This window comes from Paenibacillus sp. NPDC058898 (assembly GCF_049316025.1).
In the GTDB taxonomy this organism is placed as follows: Bacteria; Bacillota; Bacilli; order Paenibacillales; family Paenibacillaceae; genus Paenibacillus_AQ.
The window spans coordinates 204,678-230,877 of sequence record NZ_JBMOSM010000006.1; the positions used below are offsets into that span (position 1 = coordinate 204,678).

Here is a 26,200-nt window from a genome sequence, read left to right on the forward strand (position 1 = left end):
GAGGCAGAACATGAAGGTTGAATTGGCGAGACGTGTGAAACTGAAACAGAAGTTCACAACAAAACGTGGATTACGGCAAGTGAAGTATACGATTTTAGGTCGAGAGATGAATCAAGGGCTCATATTTAAACTAGTCTTGTACGGCATATTCATCGTAACCTCCTATGTGTATATGAACCCGATTTTAAAAATGCTGGTGAAGATGGTCATGAGTGCCAAGGACTTGATTGATCCAACCGTGACGTGGATTCCGTCTTCCGTTTACTTAGGACATGTGGTCGAAGCATGGAAGCTGCTGGATTATCCGAAGTCTCTCTCCATCAGTGTACTGATTGCGATTTCGACTGCTGTGCTGCATTGTATCTCGTGTGGGCTAGCGGGCTATGCCTTGGCAAGGCTCGATGTCCCATTCAAGAAGACGATTCTATTCCTCGTCTTCTTGGCATTCATTATTCCGCCTCAAGTTGTTATTTTGCCGACGATTATGGTGTATACAAAGCTTGGATTGAATGGTCATTTATTAACCTTAATTTTGCCTTCTATTTTTGGGTTCGGTGTCAAGGGCGCACTCTTTGTCATCATATTCCGTCAATTCTTCTCCACGCAGCCTAAAGCATTGGAAGAAGCGGCCCGTATCGATGGTGCTAGTGCTTTGAGATTTTATGTACGCGTTATGTTTCCATTGGCAAGACCAGCCATTCTCGTCGTCTTGTTGTTCTCGTTCGTCTGGACTTGGAATGACACGTACTACCCTAGGATGTTCCTAGGTTCAAGCGGCGATATGCCGTTAGCACTGAAAATGTCATTTATCGATAGTCAGTTGACGACATTTATTACGAATGGAGGACTGCCGGAATATTTAGCTGAACCGATTAAAATGGGTGCAAGCTTCCTGGTGATATTGCCTCCGCTTATTCTTTACCTCTTTGCCCAGCGTTACTTTGTTGAGAGTGTTGAACGTACAGGTTTGGTCGAGTAGACCTAGATCCATAATTTAGGATAATACAGGAGGATTATATATGAAGAGAAAATCGATTTTTCTAATCATTACTTTTGTATTCATGCTAACAACAATACTTTCAGGTTGTACCGGCAATGATTCGGTAAATAAAGAACCGGAAATTGTATCCGAAGCGAAGCCTACTGGGACTAACGAAGAAGATGCACAGGAAGAAGAAGTGGATTGGACGAGTAAAGCTGTGACGGATTTCAGCGAGGAGACAACGATCACCATTCAACATGAATGGGGCATTGATCAGATTACTCCTCTCATGCAACCCATTGAAGATAAGCTTCAAGCAGAAGGTAAGAATATAACCGTTCATTGGATTCAAGGTGATTCCACCTCGGAAGCATTGCAAGAATTGAACGCTAGTGGTGTCGTCCCGGATATTATTTACAGTTCTAAGGGAATTGATGGTTTAAAAGAACTGGATATGGTTGAGCCCATTGATGACTTCATGAAGATATACGAAATGGATGAAACTAGTATCAATCCATCTGTAATATCCTTGCTCCGCTCCTACGATGATAAGGGTTCAATGGTTGGTGTACCCACGTTTGCTGATACCATTACGTTATTTTACAATAAAGAGATTTTCGATATGTTCGGCGTTCCTTACCCGACAGACCACATGACATGGGATGAAACCTTTGAATTAGCTAAGAAGTTGACCGGAGAACGAAATGGTGTAAACTACCGTGGTCTGGAGATGGGATTTACGAACAGTCTAACAAGCGAAGCGCTCGCACCTCTTAAAGAAATTATTACGAATGTAGTCGATCCTGAAACCGATGAAGTATTACTTACGAAGGAGCCGGCAGTCACAAGATATTTCGAATTGATGAAAAAGTTCTATAGCATACCAGGTATGTATGAACGTGATCCGGATAAACAAGCAAGCTTTTTTGCCGGTGGAACGGCTGCGATGTTAGTGTCTTGGCCGACATACTTGGAATGGGGAATTCCTGAAACCATTCGACCGAATGTTGATTCGGTTCTCATGCCCATCTGGGGAGGGGAAGAACAGTTAGCGTCACCTACGCAAGCTCATATGTATGTATTGAATAAATACAGTGAGCAAAAAGATGCAGCTTTCCAGTGGATGAAAGAAGTCGTTGCGGAAGATATGCAGATGAAGTTCTCCGCTGCTGGATATCCGACGGTATTGAAGAGTCCTGAAGTTATCGCGACATTCGGCAGCGAAAAAGATATTTACGAAGGCAAAAATGTAAAAGCGTATTTCCCGGAAAACGCGAGAATCATTGAAGGTAGAAAATCGGAATATCAGCGATTAGCTGAAGGTATGATTACGGAGAAATTGAAAGACTTCGCAAACTCAGATATGAATATCGCCGAATTTTTACGTAAACTGGAAGAGGAATTAACGATTAAGATCAAGGAAGAGAAACAAAAGAAAGAACAAGGGCAATAAGAATCCGGACGTCTGCATAAGTATGTTGTCAAGAACCTGAGGTCAGCGTCTCAGGTTCTTCACGCTTTGAAAGGAGAATGTCCCATGTCATCATTTGCAGCACCCGCGAATGTACCGGCTTACCTAATCAGCAACTATCTTCCGTTTAATCTGTTTCAAGCACAGCCCTATGGCAATGCCTTGTTCTCCTCTCACTGGCATGATCGGGTTATGGAGATTATCTTCGTCGTAAAAGGTCGGATGCAGCTTTTTATAGAAGGCTATTCGTATGTGGGAGAAGAAGGGGATATAATCTTGATTGAAGAAGGCCAAATTCATGGGGCGTACTTAATGGAGAAGGAAGAAGTCCCGGAATATTATGCGGTTTTAATCAATAAATCCATTCTGTTAACTGCGGAATCGATGCACATCGTTCATGAACCGTTATTGAATGGGAAGCTGTCATTTCCCCGATGTTTACGAGCTGAGGATGATAACTATAATGAATTGAAAGAATTGATTCTAAATATTGCTGCTGAATATAAATCGAAAAAGAGTGGATATGAATTGGTCATCAAATCCTATCTCTATCGGCTTATCGTGACACTGACACGAGTATATGGTTATGAGGTTAGTAACAGTAAAGCGGAAGGAGTAAACCGAAGAAGGATCGAGGAACTTCGTGACGTCATGTTGTATGTGGAAGAACATTACGGAGAGCAGTTCACACTGAACGGTATTTCAAAGCTCGCTAGAATGAGCCCTTATCATTTCTGTAGGACGTTTAAAAAGATAACCGGACAAACGTTTGTAGAGTATGTTAATCTATGCCGAATCAGAAAAGGGGAGGAGATGATTATGAATTCTAGTTTACCCATTACACAAATTGCTCACCGGGTGGGATTTAATAATATTAACTATTTTAACAGAGTGTTTAGAAAATATAGGCTGTGCTCGCCTTCCGAATTCCGTAAACAAGCGGTGCAAGATTTACATGCATCCACTGAACTCAACTAGTCAAACAACAAATCCCCTCCAAGTTCACTCCACTCATCTCTTGTCATCATAAGAGGTTGTTTGAGTATCTGCTTAAAGGGGATCATATCGTCCGTGAAATATTATTTCGTGTTTTCTAATTGTGTTCTGGCCTCTGCAACGGCTGCTTCGCCTTCCTCCTTCGTTATTCTTAGAAATTCCGATATATTCATATCGGAATCAGCAAACTTAGCAAGGTCAAGGTTCACGTATTGATCCCATAAGCTTTGTCTGTCAGTATAGGTTGCTGGAGTTAGCTTAAACACAGAAGTGACATCTTGCCCAGCGTAATTTTCTATTCCTGAACCATACTGATCGGCAACCTCGGTAAGCACAGGACCGGATGCCATCGATTGAGCGATTTTCGTCTGATTCGGTACAGATACGTATTCCTTCAACACGCTGAATGCCGCATCTTTATGCTCGCTTGAGCTGGAAATGACCATCGGCGTAGTTCCTAACACAGGGCCGATCGTTGGTTGATCTGCCCACACAGGCACAGGTAACATAGCTACTTTGTTCTTTAAATATTCTACATCTTCAAACGGGTTTCCATGAACGAAGTATGCGGTCCAGGTAACGGTCATTGCAGCTTGTTTTTGCCCGAATAAATCGGCGTTCTTAGCTTCTTCAGATCTTACACCCGGTATACTATAATACTTCTTCATCAGTTCTAAATATTTCGTAAATGCCGGATCTTTCGTAATGAGCACTTCGCCTGTGTCCGGATCTGTCTTATTCACTGCGAGTTCCTTGAGCGGTACTGCGGCACCATCCCCTGTGTTCCCATAGCCGCCGAGTTCAAGTCCTAGATAGGAAACACCATTACGCTGTCCTGTCATTTTTTTAGCCAAGTCGAATGCCTGATCCCAAGTCATCGTCTCTGTAGGGTAAGGCACACCAAACAAATCAAATATCTCCTTATTGTAGAAGAGGGATAGATAGCCTGTTCCATCAGGTATACCGATTAACCTTCCCTCAGAATCAAGTGATCGAATATAGGAGACGAGACTTGGATTTAACGAATGGATATCGAAATCGTGGCTTTTTGCTAATTCATCAAGTGGATAGATAACTCCTAAATTCTCTATTTCATGAATCCCATAGTTCGGAAAAATAATATCAGGATTCACTCCGCTTGCAAACAATTCCTGCAGCGACGCGGATTTACACTCACATGCTACCATTTCTATATTTACATTGGGCAGCTTCTCATCAATCTCTTGGAATCGATTGTTAAATATTTCTTCCCCCCACGGAAATGCCACAGTTACTGTAACAGGGTCCGTGGGTGTTCCTTCTACTGGCGGTAAGTTATTCGACGCCTCGGTTACATTGGTTTCTTGGTTCGGTACCGGGTTCTCTTCTACCGAGCTAACTTCTTTATTGATTGCATCGTGTTCGTTCGTATTTCCACAAGCGATGACAAGGGTGCATAACATTACAAATAGTAAAAGAATGGTCCAGCTTTTCTTTACCAATTTCATGTAGAGACCTCCAATTCATTTGAATGTAAGCGTTTGCCAAGATGAGTTCCATTCAATGCATAAGTGGAAATCCGGATGCCTTCATTCTATATTGAAAAAGAGATGGAGTCTCTACATAGCTTTGCGCACTTGTTGGACTATTTTGCTGATTAAATCTTCACACTACCTCTATGGGGATTATTGTATTGTAAAGGAAAGGGATTAAGCAGCCAAAAAGTGGAGAAGGTGAATTCTTGATGTATGATAAGCTTCCAGTCCTGGATCCAGAGGAAACGATCCCGTTATTGCAGGATCAATTTTATTACCCGCCTTATATTACGCTTGCCCATATGTACAAACCTCCAACGGGTTGGTTTATGATACCTCAGAAGATTAGTCAATTTCAGCTTCTATATGGAGTTGATGGGAAGGCAGATAATATTATGAATGGCGTAAAGTATCCGCTTGGAAAGGGGGATATTTACATCATTCGACCCGAGGTTGTTCGTTCATTGCAGCCATCTAAAGATGATCCTTACGTGGGAATAACCATTTCATTTCATTTTGGACTGTCAAAGTCACCTATAGAATTCATGTTTGGAAATGACTACATTAGAGGGAGCGATCCAGATGGTTCGTTACTTGGCAAACTCATCCCCTTAATTCAGGCAATCCAGCAGCATACCTTGTCATGCAATATGTTGGCGCAAGGACTGCTGCTGCAAATATTATATGATTTGATGGAAAATAAGCCTGTGGATGGAACAGCAAAGCTAACCACGAAAATCAATCCGAAAATGGTGAAAATCTGTAATTACATTAAAGAAAATTATAGTACGCCAATCCGTTTGGATACATTAAGCGAGATGACAGGACTGAGCAGGAACTATATTATACGGCAATTTCGCAACTGTTACGGTATGACACCGTCTGATTACCTGGCTACGATACGTATAGAGAAGGCGAAACAGCTCGCAATTGAAACCGATCTTACAATAAGCGAGATCGCGAACCAGGTCGGATATACGGAACTGCATTCATTTAGTCGAATGTTCAAAAAACGAATGGGAATCAGCCTAAGTCAGTTTAATGCAACACTCATATCGTCACTCGATATCGTCTCCCCCCTTGAAGAATAGCAGGGGGGATTTTTGTTATAAAAGTGTTACTTTGGGCTAAATACTTCCAAGGATTTGCCGAGTAAACTATGAATAAAAGAACGATTTGAAAACGCTTCCGAGGGCAAGTGAACAGTTCAGGTTCGACTCAGGGTTAGCCTTTTGAAATGTTAGAAAATTGGATGGAATGGATTTTGCGTTTGTACAATCCATTCTTTTCACATCGGCATTGTAAATTTATGAAGTCGGAGGGGTTATGTATGAAAAGTAGTGGTCAAAAAAGGCTGAGCCTGCTGTTAATGATATGTCTCTTGTTCATGTTCGTTTTGGGAGCATGTTCCTCAGGAGCTGGCAGCGAAATAACAAGTGACAAGCCGGATCCAACAGAATCAATGGAAGGAACGAATATGAACACGGAGGAACAAGTGGAGGAACCTGAACCTGTTGAGGTGAAACAATTCTCGAATGAACCCGTTACGTTAAAGGTAGCAACCCAATGGGGCGAAGAAAATTTCCAGAACAATTTTGTTCAAGATATGAAGGAGCTTGTTCCCCATATTACATTCGAATATGTCGATTGGAACGGAACGGCTGAAGGAATCCAAGAGATAAACAGCGCAGGAACAGTGGTTGACTTGCTAACGCCGAACCTTGGGGTAGATGTACTGCTCGATCTCGATATGGTACAGCCGCTAGATGAGATGGTAGTGGAGTATGGGATCGATTTGAGCACCGTTGACCCTTCGTTCATAGCCCTGATTCGTTCCCAAGACCCTGAAGGACGGCTGATCGGATTGACGGGCAATGGAGGAATTTATGGTCTCTTCTACAATAAAGAAGTATTCGACCTATTCGGTGTTCCTTATCCGACAGACAACATGACTTGGGATGAAATCATTGACCTCGCTAAGAAAACGACAGGTACCCGTGATGGAAATCAATACATAGGATTGGAGTTCGGCTCGGATACGGTGGATGCTGCTCTATTACAATTATCTATAACATTGACAGATCCAGATACCGGGGAACTGTTATTGTCTAAAGATCCGAAGTTTACGAAATACATGGAACTGATGAAAAAAATATATAGTATCCCAGGCATCTACAATCCGGAAGAACCAGATAAGTTTATGCAAAAAACAGCTGCGATGGAAATCAACTGGCATGGTTTCCTGACTTGGTTTGGAGGGGAGACCCCGGAGGAAAGAGCAGAATTCAAGAAAGACATGGACATTCTGCCGGTTCCATCCTGGCCTGATATCCCAGAGACTGCTCCAGCGGTTCATACGGCCCCTACGGTCATTAACCCGTATAGTGAGAATAAAGAAGCAGCGCTTCAAGTACTTCAAGCCATTATTTCAATAGAGAACCAAACGAAGGCTACAAGAAAAGGCACAATCCCGACTACCTCCGATGTGGAAATTCGCAAACAGTTTGGTGCCGACAATCCAGATCATCAAGGCAAAAATGTAATGGCGATGTTCCAGAATCAGTTTGCGCTTCCTCCTGCTAGAGCAAGTGTGTGGGATAAATACGTTGATTTGAATGGGGCTATGCAGAAGTTTGCGACCTCGGACATGAACATCCCGGAGTTTATCCGTGTGCTGGAAGAGGAATCTGCGATCAAGATTAAAGATGCTATGAATAAACAGTAAAAGAGTTTCAGACAAAATGAATGCACGGAATAGGAGCGAGTAAATCATGACAGATCTGCTGCATAAGGAAGGCTGGACCCTTGTATTTCATGAAGAGTTTGATGGCCCAACGCTCGACCAGACGAAGTTCTCACCCTACGGGTTATCCCATTGGAAGACGTTAGAGGAAGCAAAGGCGACCTATCAATTACGTGATAGCTGTATCGTGTTACAACTGCCTGATGAGCATAAGCGTGTGTCCGCTATTGTTACGGGGATGCGAGATGGACTACACCGATACGGTGATGATCTCGGACTAAACCATCATGATCGTGCCTTCATGAACCTTGTGACGAAATATGGTTACTTCGAGTTACGTGCGAAGGTGGCGAAAGGGAGCGGGCTTAATTCAGCTTGGTGGATGATCGGGTTCGAAAATGAGAAAGAGCACAATGCTGAAATCGACATTTTCGAAATGTTAGGCAAAGATACACGTTTACTGAATACAACACTTCATTCATTGCGTGATACGAAATTGAAGTATGCCCATATTCCGTATCGTACGGATGTAGACTTATCGGAAGATTTTCACGTATACGGCTTTGAGTGGGATGAATCCGGTATGAAATTCTATCTGGATCATGAGCTATATTGGGAAGTTGATCAGTCACCGGATTATCCGATGGTTACCCTGCTGCAAATTAATGATGGCGATGGGGGATGGATTGGCGACCTGGATCGATCCATTCCGTATCCGAAGGAATTCCTCGTTGATTATTTAAGGGTATATAAGCGCGAAGGGATGCCCATGGAGCTCATTCCGCTCGAAGGAACGGAAGGCAATCTCGCCCGGTTTGCCATTAGCGGGGTAGGTAACGATATTACATGGGGAGATTTGTACAATGCACAATCGCATATTTGTTATATCAATGACGGCGATCCGAATACCGCTTTAATCAGCAAACCGGAAGAGTCGTTACCTCACTATATTTATTTGGATTGGATGGAACCGCAAGCATTTGATACGGTATCGTTAACGACACGAGCTGGATTGAAGCAAGGTCCGACACAGTGGGATATTGAAGTATCTCCTGATGGTGTAACCGATTGGCGTAAAGTGGGTGAATCCGGGCAGGTCGCATGGAGCCATCGTGAGGATGAGTTAGAAACGTTCGAAGTCAGGTTTGCCCAAGTAGAGCAGGCTAAGTCGATTCGATTGGTTATTCGAGCGTTCAATGGCAGCCAAGAGGCAGGATCGTATTTGATTCAGGATATAGCTGTTTATTTGAGTGCAAAGGCGTAATGTTGGGATGGGAGTTGAGAAGGGCAAATGACTCCACCTCAGAATATATATATTTTATATAACATTCGTTTGAGGTGATAGTATGTCACAAGCTCAAAAAGGGGGTGACAGATTCAAGGATGAGAATCATGGTAAAAGTACATTATATTCCTGGTCGTTACAATCTGATAGGTTTGTTTCTATTATTTTTGGTTCTTGTAGGATGCACGGAGGACAAGAACACGTTTCATGTTGAGGGGCCTATTGAAGATATTAAACAACAATCATCGCAAATTTATGTGGACGGATTCTTGCTTCCCATTAAAAATATTGAAAATTACAAGGTAGGTGACGTTATCAAGGCTGAAGTTGAAAGTATTGCAGAAGGTGATCAATATGATCCAGAAAAAATAAAGGTTCATAAAATGGAGCTAAATGAGCATTCCGTAGAAGGATCTGAGAAACCCTGAAGAAGCAATCTTGCCTGCATTTTGGACAAATTTGTTAGTGCTATTGGATTTGTTGGACTTTTCGATGTTTACAATGCTGGGTAATATTATGGTACAATATGTATATAATAAAGAGGAGTGAAGATGCTGGTAACATCCTCACTCCTAACAACAGCCGCTTTTAAGGGCGGTAGGCATTTACAGGGACTAGAAATAGGTCGTTATCCCATCTACGGGCGGCCTATTTCTTTTTGTTTTGGTTCAATGCTAAGACAATGGTTACGACCAACCCGATCAGCGTGACAAGCATCGAACCGAATTGGATCATTAATGTCAAAGCATCCTTAACCTCCACAGGCATCACCTCCCTTCCGGGAGACTAGCCGACCGCCCATATTAGCCTTTCTGTTGTTATGGTTAATTATACCATAACAACAGAAGAGCGCCTATTATGACGCTCTATCAAGTGAATTAACAACTACATTCTTGCTTCCCCTGGTTTTGCTGATTTGTACGATGAATGGAACGATCCGGACGGAGAGACGCTCGCAGCTGCATCATTATAGCTAAACTAAATAATCTGGTGGCAGATGTTCATGATAGAATGCTGCGCTTTCGAGTACGCATTAGCAAATCCCGGATCAATTAAACCTTTGATCCTGCTGGCATCGGTTGTGCTGGCGTTCTTACTGACCCTTCTCCAACCTCAATGCTTCGGAAAAGAGTGAGCGGATTCATATGATTGAGTCGTTGAAGGGTGTGGAGTGAATTGTATTCCCACAAGCGCGTGTTAAGAGATTAAGGTTAACCTGCTGTTTGAGGTGCCGGAAGAGCGGGGATGGACGCGCGAATGATGACAAGTTAAAGGCTGCCCATTCGGGCAGCCTTTTTGATGCCTTTTTCAGGATATCTGAGTGTACGGGCTGCAGCCCCTTGATCTATAATAGGGAACGTGGCATTCAATGGAAAAATTCAATCGCGAATGGAGTAGGAGAACAGGATGATTAAACAAAAAATGGCCGTCATCGGTTTAGGGCACATGGGCCGTCATATGATTCATCGCTTACTGCCTCAATATACGGAGAAGATCGAATTAGTCGCCATTTGCGACAGTGATGAATCCAGTCTGCAACGGGAAGTCGCAGAAGCAGGAATTCGTCCACGGTTGTACACCGACTATCGCCAATTGCTGGACGAGGTGCCGCTTGACCTCGTATATATCGCGGTTCCGCCGTCACTGCATTATGACGTGGCCCGGATCGCATTTGGGAAAGGCATCCACGTCTTCTGCGAGAAGCCGCTTGCGGGCAGCCTGACGGAAGCCCGGAGTCTGGTGGAGCTGGCTGATAAGGCCGATGTGCTCCATGCGGTTCATTTCTCGCTTCCGCTCGACCCGGCGGTTCTGAAGCTGCAGGGATTGCTTGAGGAGCAGGCGATCGGCCGGATTCAAAGCATGGATCTGTACCTGGAGTTTCCGCAGTGGCCGAGGGCCTGGCAGCAGAATCCTTGGATCACGACAAGGCAGCAGGGCGGATACCTCCTGGAGGTCGGCATTCACTGGATCCAGATGATCCAGCAGGTGTTCGGGCCCATTACGCATGTGAAGAGCGAGATCGAGTTCCCACCGGATTCGAATCAGTCCGAAAGCCGTGTTCAGGCCGTTCTCAGATTACATAATGATATCGAGATTCGCCTGTCGGGAACCGACCAAAGGGAAGGGGAGGAGCGTGTCTCCCTGGTGGTCCACGGTGAAGAAGGCACCTTGGCATTGGAGAACTGGAGCAACCTGTTCCAAAGCGGCAAGGACACCGAACTGCAGCCTGTACCTGTGGACGACGTCGTCAGCCCGCTGCCGATCCTGAAGCAAATCATTCAGATTTTGAACGGAGAGTCCGGTCTCATTTATGATTTTCATGACGGGTATAACGCGCAGGTTGTGTTGGAAGCCCTGCGTAAGCCGGGTGAGGGCTTTACGGATGTAAGGCCTCAATTGATGGGGGACCAAGCGGCAGGGGTTATTGTAACGACCTGATGGGGGAATGTTCGGGTAAAACAAGGACGCCATCTTAGATGGCGTCTCTCTGGTGAGGCTGTTCAATGAGGCTGGCGAATTTGTGGGTTGCGGTACCTTGGAGCAGATTCATGACGAGGTTTCCGCATACGGTGCATGTGGAGAGTGTGGCGGAGTTGGTAAGAAAGTAATACAGGTTTAAATCACATCCAGTTGAGGTGATCCATGGTGTTCGTGCAACTTAGTAGTTTCATCACGCTCGGCCTGTAGAGGATGACATAACCCTCTTGGCTCCTTTGCAGGCTGGGCCTTTTCCCAAGGGGTGTGATGGAATGAATTGCAAAGGCAAAAATCGTACTCGTTCGTATTACCGTCATCATCGACGAAGAGTGATCCATCGTAAGAGCAGGCTTGCTAAACAACTAGGTTGGCATGCAAAGTTTACAGGTGAGTTTGCTAAGGGGAAGATTCATTGCTCTTGTTATTATTGCAGGGTGAAATCGAGAGAAATCGGATTGCCTAAGACTGATCTTGTAAAACTTGCGCGTATGAATGAATTTAGTAGTTTGGAGTAGAATGGTAGTTTTAATGTGGAAAGGCCGTAGATGGTAAAGTCTACGGTCTTTCTTTGCTCAACCATGTCTTTATATGGCGAATCTACTTATCATACATTTTAAAGGTCGACGTGACAAATAGCTTTCTTTCTAGCTAGCATATCCTTGAAAAACTAATAATGACCACACAAGTGAGTGATCTACGGTCCAACCATCGATGATAAGAAAACAAGAATGGGACCTCATGAATGGGGATACACTGTTGTCTTTCAAGGATGCGAAGGCTGTAAGCGTATTTGAGGAAGCGATCCGTAACGCTCGCAAGCAGCCGGATGATGCCAAACCAACGGACCCGGATTACGATGTGATGGTTATCTATGCCCATCAATCTCCGATCCATGCCATCAAGCTGTGGTTGGGGGAAGAGGATCAGGAAAGTGTGTTCAGCTACGGGTTCAAAGATTGGGGAGAAGACGTATATGTGGTCTCGGCCAAACATACGGATCGGATGCGAGAACTCATTTTGCCAGAGGGGGAGTGAAGCCGTTATCTGCAGCAATCCTCATCTGTTTCAGCAGCTTCATATCGAATGCTAGTCTTCGTTTTATCGCTTGTACGTGTCTTTGGAATCAATGACCAACGCCGAAAGCCCCAAACCCATAAAATAACGGTTGAGACGTATAAAATCAGGGTATTGGGAGATGTATGAATACCATCATCAGGAGGCGATGAAGTGAAGAAGAAGACCTACAAGTTGAAACATATGGCCGGAGCATTTTTTGCTGGTGCCATGCTGTTTTCAGGATTTTCGCTGGCGGCTGCCAATCCCGAAGGAGCCGTAGATGCGATTAAACACGCAACATCTAAAATAAGCTACTACGTCAATGGCAAGGACCACTCTACACCTGCCGGTCAATTTATGAACCAAGGGACGGCGGCCCCGGATTCGATTATTCACAACGGCACGACCTATGTGCCTGTTCGCATGGTATCTGATCTGGTAGGCCAACCGGTGTATTGGGAGCAAGCTTCCAGAACGATCTCTTTGGGACTTCCCGTGGTCAAACTGTACAATGCGGCGGGCGAGTCTGTTGGTTCCGCTACCTTGGAGCAGATCAATGATGGGGTGAAGGTAAAGATTACCGCATCCGGCCTCACTCCAGGCAAGCATGGATTCCATGTGCATGAGAATGCAATTCAGGGAACGGATTTTAAATCTGCCGGAGGGCATTTTAATCCGACCGACAAGCATCATGGCCTCGAGAATCCGCAAGGAAGCCATGTTGGCGATATGCCGAACCTGGTCGTAGGCACAGACGGCACCGTGGAAGCGGAGATGATCATTCAGCATGGCACACTTGAAAAGAATCAGCCGAATTCGGTGCTGGGACATTCGCTGATCATTCATGCTGGTGAGGATGACAATGTTACCGACCCGGCGGGCAATTCCGGCGACCGCGTGGCTGGCGGGAACATTCCGGAATAACTCGGCAAGTTGCAGTACATGCGGTTTGCAACATATGAAATCCAGTGAAAAACGCATCTCCACAGGGAGGTGCGTTTTTTGTCATGGTTGCGCAACGGAAGATGATAGAAGGAACTGGTGTAGTATTTTATGTAAGGAGTAATCTGGAGGATAAGTCGCTAACGTTCGACTGCCATACTATGGAGGGGTCGAAACCTCCGGTTGGGAGCGGAACAGGGATGTTGTAAAATACAAGCATAGGATTGTTGTTTGGGCATTTTGCCGATATGACTTAAAATGATCTTAGTGAACCAATGGCTATTTTGTTTTTGAAAAGGCTTGCCGATTTTCCAGTTGACATCGTATGTGATCTATCATAATATAACTCTTGTTGCAAATGTCATTGTATAATTAAATAAACCAAACTCTATCCTATGGATGGAGTGGCGGAATTTTGTCAAAGAAATATTCTTTGGTTTCATTCGCCCCTTGTCATTTCACTGACAAGGGGCTTTATTATGTTATGTATCAGAGAGGAAAGAGGCTACCATGAATATGAGGTTACTAAAATATGCTTTACTTGTTTTTTTAGGTGCATGTAGTTATGGATCACTTTCTACAATCATCAAGCTTGGAATGAATGACGGATTTAAAATGCAGCAGTTGGTAGGAGCACAGTACTTTTTTGGATGGTGCATGCTGCTCCTGTTAGTTTTATTATTTTCCCGGAAAAAGCTGGGGTTGAAGCTGGCGTTCTCGCTATTAGGCGCTGGAATCACCATCAGTTTAACGGGTGTATTCTACGGATTTGCCGTGGAGGAATTACCTGCTTCGATTGCAATCGTACTCTTATTTCAATTTACTTGGATTGGGGTAATTCTGGAGGCAGTCGTCGATAGAAAGTTCCCTAGCCGTGAGAAATGCATTTCGATGATCATCCTCCTTATAGGTACGATCTTAGCAGGGGGTATTCTTGAACCAAGCGTTGGTGGGATAACGGCAAAAGGTGTTATTTTCGGCTTAATGTCAGCTGTGTCGTTTGCCTTATATATATTTGTAAGCGGGAGAGTGGCTACACAGGTACCTGCCGTGAATAAAAGCTTGTATATGACCACTAGTGCCATGATCATTATTTTGATTGTTTTTTCGCCTTCCTTCATTTATGATGGTGCGATTGCAGAAGGACTTTGGAAGTTTGGTCTTCCTTTAGGGCTGCTAGGGATTGTTATTCCGGTCCTTTTCTTTTCCATCGGTGTCCCGAAGCTGGGCTCAGGTTTGGGGGCCATACTGGGTGCGGCGGAGTTACCGGCCGCTGTAGTGGCTTCGGTGTTAATTCTGCATGAAGAGGTGTCCTTACTTCGATGGGTTGGGATAATCGTTGTTCTGCTTGGAATTGCCACTCCACAACTTTTGCCGATATGGATACGAAAAAAATCCCCGAAACCCTTACTTCATCAGGTAGAAGAGCTATAAACTGCCAACTGAATCGTGTACGGGCTGTTTTCCGAAGAATGTTTATCGTCCATCCCAATATCCCGCTAATCGGTAAAAAAGCTCATATGTAAAAGACTGCCCCCAAAGCCTTAACAGTTATTATCAAATCATTGAAGAAACTTGTTCAGACCCTTCACACGACTATGTGTGAAGGTTTTTTATTTAGTCAGACGCTTCAACGTTATCTCGCTGGCAAGGCACTCGTTCAGTTAGGTGTTGAAGATCGGCTGCCGTATTGGGCCATTTTCGATGAGAGTATATGCAGCTTGTGCAGGCATAGATAGTCAGGTAAGCGAGATGGGGGAGGCAACCCATTTTCCTTCATGTCGAACGAATCTTTCAGCGCAGTGAGGGATCGAGGGAGCAAGTAAGAGGAAGCAAGTAAGAAGTGGCGGATAGAGCGAACCTATTTGATGGAGTATTTTATGGTACAATATGTATATAAGTGGAGTGAGGATGCTGCTAACATCCTCACTTCTGACAACAGCCGCTATTAAGGGCGGTAGGCTGTACAAGGTTCAGAAATAGGTCGTCACCCTTGCCTAGGGCGGCCTATTTCTTTTTGTTTTGGTTCAATGCTAAGACAATTGTTACGACCAACCAGATATCATCGCAACAAGCAGCGATAATTCTATTCGACTTGACTACAATTACAAGGTATCAATATTTCCTGTGGTCTTCCGGTGATAGGATCGATGTTGAATTTATCAATGTACATCCTACGGAGAGTGGCTAGTTGTGTAGACAATTCTAAATCAAACCGTTGGAACACTTCTTGCTCTTGCTTATCAGTATCATTTGTTTCATCGCTAGGTATACATTTAGAATATGCTCTGACTGCTACATGTACAGCTTGGATGCTTTTGATCAATTGATCTCGACAAACCACTTTTATCGCCCCACTTAGATTAATTAATTCCATTCGTAACTATTTTTTAAATATAAAATGACATAATATCAACTTTTTGGTTTATACATCATGTATACTAATCTATATTAAATTCAACAATGAATCGAAAGAAGGGAAATAAAATTATTAAAAAGCCTATCTTGATGTTAAATGCCGTTATTTTGTGTGGTGCCTTGCTGACTGCTTGTGGAAACGAGCAGCCCTCAGTATCTCAAGACTCTCCGTCTCCGAATACTCAGAGCCAGGAGACTAATAATAATGAAGAATTAACGTCTCAATTTCCCGATAATGGATACAGTATTAAACTGGACTCCATTGTGGAGAACCAAACTGTCCGAGCTCAAGTGAGTACTGAGTTTGGAGAACTCCAGGTTGTATCCAACGGCAAAGAGGAAATTGGCCACATTGAGGTGCCAAGCGTTTTTGGAGCAGAAGGCGACTTCACTTTTAGAGGGAATTATAATGTAATATTTATACATGATGGTTCAGAAAAAGTGATTAAGAAATTAAATGATTTCATATTTGTACAGAAAACCGATAAAACCGTTTCTTTTGAGGAGATCAGTTTTGATAAGGTTGATATTTATCTTCTTACTCCGGAATATACCGCTTCTAGAGGATATAACTCATATGCATTTGGTATAGATAAAGAGAATGGAGAAGTTTTTCCATTAACATTTAAAACAGGAGATAATGACCAAGAAACTATTAATTATGCAGTTGATACCTTCCCACAGAATGAAGATGGCAAGTTGGTTGTGTCTACTAGAAACACTGAAGGAGAAAACGATGAACAAGCTATTGAAAAAATAGTCTACTCATTGGATATATCCAAGAAGCAGTTTGTATCAGAATAGATTAATTGGAAGAAAATGTACTGTCGGTTGATAGTGCATTTTTTTATAAGATAATTAATACAAATTCGAAAGTCCGTAGACATTAGGATCTGTTTTTTGGATGTACATTAAACTATTGAGACATGTATTATCGCTGTTAGTAATTGTTGTATCCATGCCAGGGTAAGGATGCTCTGCCCAAATTCGCCTTGTTGCATAGCTGTTAAGAGCAAATACTTGAGTATGACAGAAACCAGAGGCTGGTCCAGTGTAATTCGGATCATAACCATCTTGTAGAGCTTTTACAGCAGCGCGAATGCCAGGTGCGTTACCTCCAGCTCTAGAGTAAGCATAGCGAACGTGGATATAACCTTCTATCATCAGTTTTGCGTAAGCGGAAATTCCATCTCGAAGAGTAGAAAAAATCAAATTACGTCCAGATGGTCTGGAATTATCATAAGTTCCACTGTATCCGCAAGCTGAACGTTGGAAGGCGAAATTAAGTGTCGCTTGAATATCTGCGAGTCCAGCTGTTCCCCATCCATGCTCGAACCCCCATTGTGTTATGATCATTGCAACGGGCATTCCGTTAAGTCCACCGCTTTTCTTCCAACTTTGATAAGATACCCATTTAGCTAAAGCAAGAATATCGTAACGTGTTCCATTGTAAGTGATCGATCCATTGACAGTATTACTAATGTTTGCTGCACAAGCCATTTTAAATTGACCTCCTTGAGTTTTTTTATTGAACGCTTTTCTTGTTGGCGTTCTACTATATAAAGAGAATTGAACATCTGATTTTACAACCGCTCTCGAATTTTACTTCAATTCACTAATATCAAAAGTTTGTATAACCTCGATCATTTTTCCATAGAGTTCTTGTTTTAAATCTTCTCGATGATTGGCTGGGACCTGTAACAAGGAGGCTTTTATCTTTGGTGTGAAAGATTCTAGAATTTGTAAAGTTGCATTCTGATCGTGGTGTTCCTGAGCTTGTACTAATAATTCGACCATCATAAAATCACTTCTTTACGTTTTTTTGTATTTCATTCTTCAATCCATTAATAGCCTCGCTTAAATCAGAAATTTTTCTTTCAAAACGAATAAGTAGATACGAAGTAATTGCAATGGGAAAGCCTAAATTTGCTATAAAAGTAGCGAAATCAACCTCCGACATCATTCCTCACCCTTTCGTTATTAACCGGCGCAATTTAGCTAGCACTTTTAATCTGTGTTTCGAGATATTCTGTTGGGATACTCCCAATATCCTGGCTATTTCCATAACATTTAGTTTTTGCACGTAAGCAAAAGATAGAATCATTTGTTGCTGTGCTAGGAGGGATTCATAAGCTTGATGAAGTAGATGATCCGTAATATGATCTGAAGAGATAACGTTTACCTAATAAAGAGAGATGAATCCCCGTTTTTACAACCATTTCCAAAAGTAAGAATACAAATTCGCCCTTGCCTTGGATTGCTCTGTTCAAATGGCCGTAAGATATGTGATTGAAACGGCATTCGAGAGAAAAAACATGATGAGCATCTTCTCAGACATTTGCAGTTGTTAATGAGAGCGTGGAAAATGCGTGTTAGGAGGTTATAGGTGGGGTTTCGTCCCGGGAACGTCATTTTTTCGCGTCATGGTTATAACTTGGGCTTGGGGTATTACTTGAAGTGATGCTTGAGGTTTGTTAACATAAATTTAACTTTATTATTAAATATTGTTATTATTATGTAATTCAACTTCTTATTTGCTCTGATATAATTTTTGCTAGATAGATGAAAGGGGAATATAGGTTTGAAAAAAGAAATTGGTTTGTTAATGCTGGTGGGAAGTATTTTGCTATCAGGTTGTGGTTCGGACAAATCAGCGCCAGTCTCTCAAGAATCCACGAGTCAACCTTCAAGGGTTCAGGTAAATGATAATGCAGAATCTAATATGAACTTTCTTGTTGCCTCTGAGGATCAAAAGGTAAAACTTTATGCAAACAAAGTAGAGGGTGAAGGATATAAAGGTGTAACGATTGATGTAAATGGAGTATCCAAAGAATTTGATTGGACTTTTACTAGTACTGGATCCAAACCGGTTGTACTGCATACTGACCTTACAGGAGACGGTGTAGAGGAAGCGGTAGTTATTATACAGACAGCAAACGGAACACAACTTGATAACTATGATATTCATGTATTGAATCCCAAGGATTTATCTGAATTTAAGGTACAAGACTTTAATGATATTGTTTCTCAGAACATTAAATCGCAGGTTTCTAAAAATTATGATGGTAGCTTATCCATCACTGTTGAAACTCAAGGGAAAGAAACGAAATTCAAACATAACTTCGATCCTTCTCCAGATTATAATCAATTGGAACTAGGTTTCGGAGCCATCATAATTTATTATATCGAAGAGCAAAAAATCAAATTAAACTTTACAGGCTCAGTGGGTACTTCTCCCATTACTGCGTGTGAGTTTACCGCCACCTATACATTTAATCGAGACAAAAACGAGTTTGTAGTTAATCAAATTGACGTTAAGCCTGTAGAAAAATAGAAAAACAAGCTTGCTCTTAAGTATAGAGCAAGCTTGTTTTTTGTCAGGAGTTACCCAGTGTAATCAAAAAACGTATGCTCAGATACTACAATTTTGGAGGTAACTTCGACAGTTCTTCCCCCAGGGAAACTATAGTAGAGTTTTCCGTTTCGAGTTTCGGTGAGCTGGGCAAAGCGCCAGTTCGCAGAGTAGAAGCATTTTCCGGCAATTGGATTTGGGTAGTTAGTCAAGTTTGAAGCTACCCTAACGATATTAGCCCATTGAGGGCTAGATGTATCCGGCTTGAGACATTCTTGTAAACTTTGGGTACCTGGATTGAAGCAGCTAAAAGCATTTTCAGCAAGTACAACATCTTTTACTGTATTAAGATTCCTAAATTCATAGTACGATGTGTTGTTTTTACGATTATTAATGACATATGCAATACCAACACGTGATCCAGAATCACCACGCGCTTCCCCCCAAAGTGTTCTTGCCACCAGATCGACACTATCACGTCCGTAAAGCTGATCTCTCGAAGTTAGTGGATCACCAATCGCCATAAGTATTACCTCCATAAAGTTTTTGTAGATCACCGGCGTCTCACTATATAAAGAGAAATGAGCATCTGATTTTACAACCGCTCTCGTATTTTATTTCAATTCACTAATATCAAAAGTTTGTATAACCTCGATCATTTTTACGTAGAGTTCTTGTTTTAAATCTTCTCGATGATTGGCTGGGACCTGTAACAAGGAGGCTTTTATTTTTGGTGTGAAAGATTCTAGAATTTGTAAAGTTGCATTCTGATCATGGTGTTCCTGAGCTTGTACTAACAATTCGGCCATCATAAAAATCACTTCTTTACGTTTTTTTGTATTTCATCTTCAATTCACTAATAGCCTCGATCAAATCAGATGTATTTTCAAAACGAATAAGTAGATACGAAGTAATTACAATAGGAATGCCTAAATTAGCTATAAAAGTAGCGAAATCAACCTCCGGCTTCGTTCCTCACCCTTGCGTAATTAACCGGCGCAATTTAGCTAGCGCTTTTAATCGGTGTTTCGAGATATTTTGTTGGGATACTCCCAATATCCGGGCTATTTCCTTGTCAGTTAGTTTTTGTACGTAAGCGTAAGATAGAATCATTTGTTGTTGTGCTGGGAGGGATTCATAAGCTTGATGAAGTAGATGATCTGTAATGTGATCTTTTAAATTTGGTGGTACAGATTCTGAATCGTAAACTGTAAATAATGCTGACTCTTGATTTTCATTGTTGTCTAGCATCAGAGGAAATCGGTTGTCTTTCATTCGTCTCTTTTTGTCGTAATTAATAGAGTTGTAGTAAATAAGATTGGCCATATACGTGATAAAACGACGATTTATATCCTCTTTCTTTTTCAAAATAAGACCCCCTTCCTTTTTTGAAGAGAACACTCCTATCTAATAAAGAGAGATGAAATCCCATTTTTACAACCATTTCCCAAAACAAGAACAAAAGTTGCTATATTTTATCATTAAGAACATTTTGATCAATGAAATAAAACACATATTTTACTTATAAATACAAAAATCTCCTATCAAATTACAATATACTCCTTTTTTTGATCGGTATTAGAACGTCTCACTAATTGGGTAGTGGACTGAGATTATGCAGGGGGATGGAATGGGATGTAGCTGTGCCGGCCAAGGTTCATTCTTATAAAGGGGTAAGATTACTTTAATCGGGTTGGGGTGAAGAAGACGCCAAATTTCAGGCAAGGTTAGGGGAGATGGCGTTAACTACGGGCTGGACTCAGTCTCTGATGCTAAAGAATTCTAATCGCCCCAATATCGCTAATCGTTAATCCCATACAAAAAAGCCACCCCCAAAGCCTACAACAAACGTAGTCTCTTTGAGGGCAGCCCCGTTTAGCTTACATACAACTCCAATGTCCTATCCCTTCAACCTACTTCGCACTCGGCAGCAATTTATTCAACAAGATCGCTGCAAGAGAAGCAGCTAGAATTGGCGAACCCAGCAAATATTGCACGAACGTAGGCAGTGTATACAAGAAATCTTTAGGAATGAGCACTAGCGCTAACGTCAAAATCATCGGGATGGCGATAATGTACATTTCTTTTTCCCCGATTTTTTCGTTCTTCATGACCTGGATCCCGTTAATCGAGATGATACCGCAGACGATCGCGAATACGCCGCCGATGACCGCAGTTGGGATCGAGGAGATCAATGCGGCCAATTTGCCGGAGCAGCCGAAGAGGACAAACCATCCACCTACCGCAAGAAAGACTCGGCGACTGGCTACGCCCGTGATGGAGATGATACCTGCATTCGTGGAATAGCCGGTAACCGGCGTGGAGCCGAGTCCGGAAGCAATCAGGCAGCTAATCCCTTCACCAATCACCCCACGATTAATATTCTTATCCGTTAACGGTTTATCAATGACGTTGCTGATGGCAAACCATGTACCCGTCGTTTCTGCCAGCAGGACGAGATAAATAATGATCATGGTGATGATCGCCGAGAAGTCGAACGAGAAGCCAAAATCCTTAAACGGAATCTGCGGCATGCTGAACCACTTGGCGTTTGCGACAGCACTGAAATCCAGCACACCCATAAAGTTAGCGGAGATACATCCGATAATTAATGCGACCATCACGGACGTAACGCGGAATATCGCGCCTCTTGTGCGGAACAAAGAACCCAGGATCACGAACAGGATGAGTGCACCAGCTGAGATCAGGGCCAGCAGCACGTTCTGATTGATGGTAGCGTCCGTGGCGCCGTAGATATTGTCTCGAATAGCAACAGGCAATAAGGACAGACCGACGATGAAGATGATCGTGCCCCCGACAATGGGCGGGATAAAGGAGGTAACGATTTTATTGAAGACTCCCGTATACCCCAAAATAATCACGAGGATCGCGCCAATTAAGCTCGCACCCAGCACGGAACTCCAACCCATCTCTCCGCCGCCGCTGGCGGCATAAATGGCGACAATTGCGCCGAGTGGAACATAGGAAGGACCCTGCGCCATCGGCAGCTTCATACAGAAATACGTTTGCACGATCGTGGCAAGCCCGGCTGCAATAAACGTGGATTGAATCAATGCGCTGGACTGATTGGGCGCTAAGCCGATTAACATGGCAATCAGGAAAGGGACGACATAGACGTCCATCGCGACGACATGCTGTAAACCGAGAATGGCGGATTTCCCGAATGAAATTTTGCCGTCGGGAGGAACCGTTAAATGCTGTGATGTTGTTTGCGTGTCATGTTGCTCTTCTGCTTGTGTTTTCACTCCGCTGGACACCTCGAATGTTAGGATGAATTGCTTTTTGAACAACCTCTATTTTTCTTAACGCGTATGAACCTTTTCCCCTTGCACCCACACCTCGCGGATATGCTCAGGCCGTGCCAGATACATGATTTTCTGAAAAATATCTTGTATGTCTTCAAACTCATCAAAAATCGGCAGCTTCGCGGAAGGAAGTCTTGTATCGATCACCTGCACATCCCATGCGTAGTTTTCTTGAATGCGGCCGATCGGCAGGCTCAGACTTTCACCGCCCCCGGCCGTAGCCAGATAGAATGCCTCGTGGACCGTAATCCGCGACTCGGGAACGCCGCGAGCTTCCGCAGGAAGGGAGGTGTTCACGCCATCTTCCAGCATCCTCGAGGACATTACGGCTTGTCTTATATTATCGAAGAGACTGGGTGAGAAGCCTCCGGATAGATCCGAGCCTAAACCGATCTCGACATTTTTGGCATGGAAGCGGGCGACCGGGATGACGCTGTTGGCAAAATACGCGTTGGATATCGGGCAATGGGCGATTGCGGTGCCGGTGTCAGCGAATAGATCGGCATCCTGATCATCAAGGAAATTACAATGAGCCATGACCGATTTATCGCCCAGCAGGCCAAAATCATGCAAGGCAAACGCATCGTTTTTCTGGAATCGATCTTTCACATAACCATGCGCCCAGTCGCTTTCGCTGCAGTGGGACTGCACATACGTATCGTATTTAGCTGCCAGCTCGCCTAGCCCCTTCAGCCCCTCATCAGTACAGCTTGGAATGAAGCGTGGAGTGACGACGGGATACACGCCTTGTTTTGTGGTCTTGGCGAGTTCCTGTACAGCAATAATAAATTCCTCTGTATCCGCCAGTGCCGTGGATGTGTCCGTATCGCGGTAGTAATCCGGATTTTGCTCGGGGTCATCCATGACGACCTTTCCGACAAGTCCGCGCTGGCCTTTGCTCGCACAGATTTGGGCTAACAACAAGCTAGCTTCTTTATGTACCGTGGCAAAATAAAGCGCCGTCGTTGTGCCGTTGGCCAGTAGGGTGCTTACCACATCGTCGTAAACCTTTTGCGCAAACTCCAAATCGGAGAATTTCGATTCCAGCGGGAAAGTATAGGTGTTCAGCCAATCATAGAGCGGAATGTCCAAAGCGGTTCCGGATTGAGCCCATTGCGGCGCATGAACATGCAAGTCGACAAAGCCAGGCAAGAAATACTGCCCTTCCTCTAATCGATGAAAGCTGTCGCTGCCTTGATACGTATCCAGCAAGGATTGATAGTCTGCCTCTTCCGGTGCCACGATTCGTTCAATTATGCCGTCCGCATTGATACAGTAAAGATAGTCTCTTAATACTTGAATTTCTTTGGGAGATTTGCTTGAAAAAGAAGTCCCTTGAAATAATAACATATATTTACTCATATTTACCGCCTTAATGTTCGTTTTTTAGAGCGCTTTTGTCATTATAGTCCGTTAAAAAAGAGATGTCCATAGTTTAAAGGCGAATAGATATGAGCTTGAGGCATAGTTGAAGGATCCATCATGATGACAGGTCAGGAACGACACGATTGCGGTCATTCGGAATTGTCTTGGGGATATCGGGCCTGCTTCTTCATGAGCGATAATATCCACAGGTCTTTTTGTATAAACAAGAGGATATCAGCTGGCCCTCACAGAATAACTGAATCTCCCATTATTTTTGAGATTGAAGGGGATTTGAAATGAAGACTTCTCCACATGGCTATTCCTCTTTTTCTGGTATGCAGTGGATTACCCGCAGGGCTTGTTTGACATTGAGACGAAGAACTAGAGCGATGCACAATCCATTGATGCAGATATATGGTCATATTCATGCGTTTGTACTCTTTCCGATTTGAAGATGCTCTGGCCATATTGTAAATGTGCCTACTTTACAACGGGTCCAGAAAAAAGACAATGACAAAGGAGGCAGCACAAGCTACCTCCTTAACCGATGCAATTCAGGATATTACCAGCCCCCACCCTCACCATGGCTATTTGCTTTAATTATGTGGGGAGGAAAATGGGGCTTTAATTGCTCCTCTTTGGCAGGAATAGTGAAATTGTTAATAAATACGAATGCACATATGAAGCTAAGAATGCAAGCAATTTTCGTCCACTTTCTTCTCATTACGATTATGAACCTCCTTCATTAATTGGGAGTATCTTAGTAGATCTAACGGGTCGATCTCATGCCGAATATATTCGATTGTCGAACAGCACTTTACTATATTAGCTGTATTATTAATTTTATACGAGACATTTAAACTATCCAATATAAATCTTGTACCCTTATGGATATTTCCTTGATTTATATAATATTCACCAATTTCGGCGAGAAAGTTGGCAAACCGATCATTTATTATTTGTTGGTTATAGTCTCCTACCACGCATCCTTGTTCATAATGCTCTCTTATAACACTCTCATATTGTTCTAGATACTTATCAATATTCCAATGATATACAATAGCTGCGTGTACAATTCTAAAAAGTGCTCTTAATATTTCATTTTCAAGAGAAGAAATATACTCAATATACTCGTCGATTACTTGAAAGTTGCCATTCATTAATTGATAAAGATAGCGATTTCCTTTGGCCCAATTGGTAAATTTTTTCTTGATACCCTCAGAAACTGCATCTGATTCCACAATCCATGATTGATTTTCATAACAGGAAACATAAAATAAAGCTTCATTATAATTAGATTTTTCTGCAGCAATTGAGCCTAGTATCAAATCAGAGTAAAGGATATAACCGAATAAAGGTTTTTTAGGAGTTACATTTTTCTTCTTACTTTTAGATATTTTATGATTATGTACGGTATAAAGAAATCTCGAAATTCTTCCCATTTCCCGTGCATAGTGTTTAGCTTTATCCCACTTTTGGAGGGAAAGTAGAGTGTTGGTTAGGGCTTCTAGAGCCTCCAACTGTACAGCTTCCGGAAGCCTTTGAACATAGGCCTCAAACTGGATGGTGCAGTTTAAGTTATTTTCTTGATCGGAGTTTAATGAGCAGGTAAAGATACGATATTGGCACCAACCTAATCGCTCAGAATGCCGATATTTTTCACCCTCTGCTACTTTCTTGTAGATGATTAGTGCCGCTGCTAGGTTACCTTTATGGTATATAGCTTCTGCACTGTTGAATAGTTGGGGAGCATAAGTCTGGATATCCACCATCATATCTACAGTGTGAGAAATACACTCGAGTTTACCGAGTTCAGCACATCTCATAATAAAAGGACCAAGTCGCCTCCAGTTCAGGGATGACTCATTAGCGTAGGCAGAATAAAAGTAACCTTCTTCAAGATTCATCGCTTTCGTTATTAAATCAAGGCCAGAAACGGATAGCTGTTGCTGACCGTTAATGAAACGGCTGAGCGTTCCGGAATTGATTCCTGCACGGTTCGCAAAAGAAGAGATGCTTAAGTTTTCTTTTTCTATGTATTTAACGAGTTCAGTGCTGATTGAGATGTCTGTAGGAACCAATGGTATCACCCCCCCAGATCCATTTCCCATATTCAGGAAAATGAATTATAATATTAATTTAATGCATAAATACACCATTGGTCAATAATTTCGTCAGGATTCTTCCTTTTTTCAAAAATTAGTTCATAGAGGGGATTTTAATAAATTTCATTTACGAGGACATACCGCAAAGAAGGTGGAGATACATTAAA

Annotated in this window: 26 protein-coding genes; 13 read left to right on the forward strand and 13 right to left on the reverse strand. The window is 42.8% G+C overall.

Annotated elements, in window-relative coordinates; genetic code table 11:
- Positions 1 to 10: 10 nt before the first annotated feature.
- From ACOZB4_RS18170 to ACOZB4_RS18180, 3 genes are all read left to right on the forward strand, one after another.
- Entirely contained in the window at positions 11 to 979 is a 969-nt protein-coding gene (locus ACOZB4_RS18170; RefSeq protein ID WP_076325471.1) for a carbohydrate ABC transporter permease, read from the forward strand.
- A gap of 40 nt (positions 980 to 1,019) precedes the next feature.
- Complete coding sequence (locus ACOZB4_RS18175; protein WP_379406834.1) at positions 1,020 to 2,435, forward strand: ABC transporter substrate-binding protein; 1,416 nt, start codon at positions 1,020 to 1,022, stop codon at positions 2,433 to 2,435.
- A gap of 84 nt (positions 2,436 to 2,519) precedes the next feature.
- Positions 2,520 to 3,431, forward strand: a complete 912-nt coding sequence (locus tag ACOZB4_RS18180) for an AraC family transcriptional regulator (protein ID WP_379406835.1) — start codon at positions 2,520 to 2,522, stop codon at positions 3,429 to 3,431.
- 101 nt (positions 3,432 to 3,532) lie between these two features.
- Here the strand turns inward: ACOZB4_RS18180 and ACOZB4_RS18185 are convergent, their stop codons facing one another.
- Positions 3,533 to 4,936, reverse strand: coding sequence for an ABC transporter substrate-binding protein (locus tag ACOZB4_RS18185; RefSeq protein WP_379406836.1), 1,404 nt, complete (start codon positions 4,934 to 4,936; stop codon positions 3,533 to 3,535).
- A gap of 284 nt (positions 4,937 to 5,220) precedes the next feature.
- Between ACOZB4_RS18185 and ACOZB4_RS18190 the strand changes: the two genes are divergently transcribed.
- The 4 genes from ACOZB4_RS18190 (at position 5,221) to ACOZB4_RS18205 (ending at position 9,419) form a co-directional block, all read left to right on the forward strand.
- A complete protein-coding gene (locus ACOZB4_RS18190) occupies positions 5,221 to 6,054 on the forward strand; it encodes an AraC family transcriptional regulator (protein ID WP_422759590.1) in 834 nt (277 codons plus the stop codon).
- A 239-nt stretch (positions 6,055 to 6,293) separates the two neighbouring features.
- A complete protein-coding gene (locus ACOZB4_RS18195; protein WP_379406837.1) occupies positions 6,294 to 7,688 on the forward strand; it encodes an ABC transporter substrate-binding protein in 1,395 nt (464 codons plus the stop codon).
- Positions 7,689 to 7,734: 46 nt separating this feature from the next.
- Positions 7,735 to 8,970: a family 16 glycosylhydrolase gene (locus ACOZB4_RS18200; protein WP_379406838.1), complete on the forward strand. Its 1,236-nt coding sequence runs from the start codon at positions 7,735 to 7,737 to the stop codon at positions 8,968 to 8,970.
- A gap of 128 nt (positions 8,971 to 9,098) precedes the next feature.
- Positions 9,099 to 9,419, forward strand: a complete 321-nt coding sequence (locus tag ACOZB4_RS18205) for a hypothetical protein (protein ID WP_379406839.1) — start codon at positions 9,099 to 9,101, stop codon at positions 9,417 to 9,419.
- A 220-nt stretch (positions 9,420 to 9,639) separates the two neighbouring features.
- Here the strand turns inward: ACOZB4_RS18205 and ACOZB4_RS18210 are convergent, their stop codons facing one another.
- On the reverse strand, positions 9,640 to 9,753 hold the full coding sequence (locus tag ACOZB4_RS18210; protein WP_353049531.1) for a putative holin-like toxin: 114 nt from the start codon (positions 9,751 to 9,753) through the stop codon (positions 9,640 to 9,642).
- Between the two features lie 645 nt (positions 9,754 to 10,398).
- Here ACOZB4_RS18210 and ACOZB4_RS18215 point away from each other — a divergent pair.
- From ACOZB4_RS18215 to ACOZB4_RS18235, 5 genes are all read left to right on the forward strand, one after another.
- A complete protein-coding gene (locus tag ACOZB4_RS18215; RefSeq protein WP_379406840.1) occupies positions 10,399 to 11,430 on the forward strand; it encodes a Gfo/Idh/MocA family protein in 1,032 nt (343 codons plus the stop codon).
- Between the two features lie 777 nt (positions 11,431 to 12,207).
- Complete coding sequence (locus ACOZB4_RS18220) at positions 12,208 to 12,504, forward strand: hypothetical protein (protein ID WP_422759591.1); 297 nt, start codon at positions 12,208 to 12,210, stop codon at positions 12,502 to 12,504.
- Between the two features lie 192 nt (positions 12,505 to 12,696).
- Positions 12,697 to 13,449 (forward strand): superoxide dismutase family protein, encoded by a 753-nt coding sequence (locus tag ACOZB4_RS18225; RefSeq protein WP_379406842.1) that lies wholly within the window; start codon positions 12,697 to 12,699, stop codon positions 13,447 to 13,449.
- A gap of 534 nt (positions 13,450 to 13,983) precedes the next feature.
- Positions 13,984 to 14,901: an EamA family transporter gene (locus ACOZB4_RS18230; protein WP_379406860.1), complete on the forward strand. Its 918-nt coding sequence runs from the start codon at positions 13,984 to 13,986 to the stop codon at positions 14,899 to 14,901.
- Positions 14,902 to 15,975: 1,074 nt separating this feature from the next.
- The gene (locus ACOZB4_RS18235; protein ID WP_422759592.1) at positions 15,976 to 16,689 is read left to right on the forward strand and encodes a hypothetical protein; all 714 of its coding nucleotides are present in this window, start codon (positions 15,976 to 15,978) and stop codon (positions 16,687 to 16,689) included.
- A 54-nt stretch (positions 16,690 to 16,743) separates the two neighbouring features.
- On the opposite strand, the gene ACOZB4_RS18240 is transcribed toward ACOZB4_RS18235, so the two are convergent.
- The 4 genes from ACOZB4_RS18240 to ACOZB4_RS18255 form a co-directional block, all read right to left on the reverse strand.
- A complete protein-coding gene (locus ACOZB4_RS18240; protein ID WP_379406844.1) occupies positions 16,744 to 17,385 on the reverse strand; it encodes a hypothetical protein in 642 nt (213 codons plus the stop codon).
- A gap of 102 nt (positions 17,386 to 17,487) precedes the next feature.
- A complete protein-coding gene (locus ACOZB4_RS18245; protein WP_379406845.1) occupies positions 17,488 to 17,685 on the reverse strand; it encodes a helix-turn-helix domain-containing protein in 198 nt (65 codons plus the stop codon).
- A 4-nt stretch (positions 17,686 to 17,689) separates the two neighbouring features.
- On the reverse strand, positions 17,690 to 17,848 hold the full coding sequence (locus ACOZB4_RS18250; RefSeq protein ID WP_379406846.1) for a YvrJ family protein: 159 nt from the start codon (positions 17,846 to 17,848) through the stop codon (positions 17,690 to 17,692).
- Positions 17,849 to 17,851: 3 nt separating this feature from the next.
- Positions 17,852 to 18,058, reverse strand: a complete 207-nt coding sequence (locus tag ACOZB4_RS18255; protein WP_379406861.1) for a sigma factor-like helix-turn-helix DNA-binding protein — start codon at positions 18,056 to 18,058, stop codon at positions 17,852 to 17,854.
- A gap of 408 nt (positions 18,059 to 18,466) precedes the next feature.
- On the opposite strand from ACOZB4_RS18255, the gene ACOZB4_RS18260 reads away from it, so the two are divergent.
- A complete protein-coding gene (locus ACOZB4_RS18260; protein WP_379406847.1) occupies positions 18,467 to 19,219 on the forward strand; it encodes a hypothetical protein in 753 nt (250 codons plus the stop codon).
- Positions 19,220 to 19,269: 50 nt separating this feature from the next.
- Here the strand turns inward: ACOZB4_RS18260 and ACOZB4_RS18265 are convergent, their stop codons facing one another.
- From ACOZB4_RS18265 to ACOZB4_RS18295, 7 genes are all read right to left on the reverse strand, one after another.
- Complete coding sequence (locus ACOZB4_RS18265) at positions 19,270 to 19,761, reverse strand: hypothetical protein (RefSeq protein WP_379406848.1); 492 nt, start codon at positions 19,759 to 19,761, stop codon at positions 19,270 to 19,272.
- A 90-nt stretch (positions 19,762 to 19,851) separates the two neighbouring features.
- Entirely contained in the window at positions 19,852 to 20,049 is a 198-nt protein-coding gene (locus tag ACOZB4_RS18270; protein WP_379406862.1) for a helix-turn-helix domain-containing protein, read from the reverse strand.
- Positions 20,050 to 20,062: 13 nt separating this feature from the next.
- A complete protein-coding gene (locus tag ACOZB4_RS18275) occupies positions 20,063 to 20,179 on the reverse strand; it encodes a YvrJ family protein (RefSeq protein ID WP_379406863.1) in 117 nt (38 codons plus the stop codon).
- A gap of 33 nt (positions 20,180 to 20,212) precedes the next feature.
- Entirely contained in the window at positions 20,213 to 20,605 is a 393-nt protein-coding gene (locus tag ACOZB4_RS18280; RefSeq protein ID WP_076326502.1) for a sigma-70 family RNA polymerase sigma factor, read from the reverse strand.
- A 545-nt stretch (positions 20,606 to 21,150) separates the two neighbouring features.
- Entirely contained in the window at positions 21,151 to 22,503 is a 1,353-nt protein-coding gene (locus ACOZB4_RS18285; RefSeq protein ID WP_379406849.1) for a uracil-xanthine permease family protein, read from the reverse strand.
- A gap of 57 nt (positions 22,504 to 22,560) precedes the next feature.
- Positions 22,561 to 23,925: a guanine deaminase gene (guaD, locus tag ACOZB4_RS18290; RefSeq protein WP_379406850.1), complete on the reverse strand. Its 1,365-nt coding sequence runs from the start codon at positions 23,923 to 23,925 to the stop codon at positions 22,561 to 22,563.
- 689 nt (positions 23,926 to 24,614) lie between these two features.
- On the reverse strand, positions 24,615 to 26,018 hold the full coding sequence (locus ACOZB4_RS18295; protein ID WP_379406851.1) for a helix-turn-helix domain-containing protein: 1,404 nt from the start codon (positions 26,016 to 26,018) through the stop codon (positions 24,615 to 24,617).
- Positions 26,019 to 26,200: the final 182 nt, after the last annotated feature.

What these genes read in the sequence shown, in the direction of transcription:
- ACOZB4_RS18170 (WP_076325471.1), top strand. Translation starts at nt 11, where the DNA reads ATGAAGGTTGAATTGGCGAGACGTGTGAAACTGAAACAGAAGTTCACA.
- ACOZB4_RS18175 (WP_379406834.1), top strand. Translation starts at nt 1,020, where the DNA reads ATGAAGAGAAAATCGATTTTTCTAATCATTACTTTTGTATTCATGCTA.
- ACOZB4_RS18180 (WP_379406835.1), top strand. Translation starts at nt 2,520, where the DNA reads ATGTCATCATTTGCAGCACCCGCGAATGTACCGGCTTACCTAATCAGC.
- ACOZB4_RS18185 (WP_379406836.1), bottom strand. Translation starts at nt 4,936, where the DNA reads ATGAAATTGGTAAAGAAAAGCTGGACCATTCTTTTACTATTTGTAATG.
- ACOZB4_RS18195 (WP_379406837.1), top strand. Translation starts at nt 6,294, where the DNA reads ATGAAAAGTAGTGGTCAAAAAAGGCTGAGCCTGCTGTTAATGATATGT.
- ACOZB4_RS18200 (WP_379406838.1), top strand. Translation starts at nt 7,735, where the DNA reads ATGACAGATCTGCTGCATAAGGAAGGCTGGACCCTTGTATTTCATGAA.
- ACOZB4_RS18205 (WP_379406839.1), top strand. Translation starts at nt 9,099, where the DNA reads ATGGTAAAAGTACATTATATTCCTGGTCGTTACAATCTGATAGGTTTG.
- ACOZB4_RS18215 (WP_379406840.1), top strand. Translation starts at nt 10,399, where the DNA reads ATGATTAAACAAAAAATGGCCGTCATCGGTTTAGGGCACATGGGCCGT.
- ACOZB4_RS18220 (WP_422759591.1), top strand. Translation starts at nt 12,208, where the DNA reads ATGAATGGGGATACACTGTTGTCTTTCAAGGATGCGAAGGCTGTAAGC.
- ACOZB4_RS18230 (WP_379406860.1), top strand. Translation starts at nt 13,984, where the DNA reads ATGAGGTTACTAAAATATGCTTTACTTGTTTTTTTAGGTGCATGTAGT.
- ACOZB4_RS18235 (WP_422759592.1), top strand. Translation starts at nt 15,976, where the DNA reads ATGTTAAATGCCGTTATTTTGTGTGGTGCCTTGCTGACTGCTTGTGGA.
- ACOZB4_RS18240 (WP_379406844.1), bottom strand. Translation starts at nt 17,385, where the DNA reads ATGGCTTGTGCAGCAAACATTAGTAATACTGTCAATGGATCGATCACT.
- ACOZB4_RS18245 (WP_379406845.1), bottom strand. Translation starts at nt 17,685, where the DNA reads ATGATGGTCGAATTATTAGTACAAGCTCAGGAACACCACGATCAGAAT.
- ACOZB4_RS18250 (WP_379406846.1), bottom strand. Translation starts at nt 17,848, where the DNA reads ATGATGTCGGAGGTTGATTTCGCTACTTTTATAGCAAATTTAGGCTTT.
- ACOZB4_RS18265 (WP_379406848.1), bottom strand. Translation starts at nt 19,761, where the DNA reads ATGGCGATTGGTGATCCACTAACTTCGAGAGATCAGCTTTACGGACGT.
- ACOZB4_RS18270 (WP_379406862.1), bottom strand. Translation starts at nt 20,049, where the DNA reads ATGATGGCCGAATTGTTAGTACAAGCTCAGGAACACCATGATCAGAAT.
- guaD (WP_379406850.1), bottom strand. Translation starts at nt 23,925, where the DNA reads ATGAGTAAATATATGTTATTATTTCAAGGGACTTCTTTTTCAAGCAAA.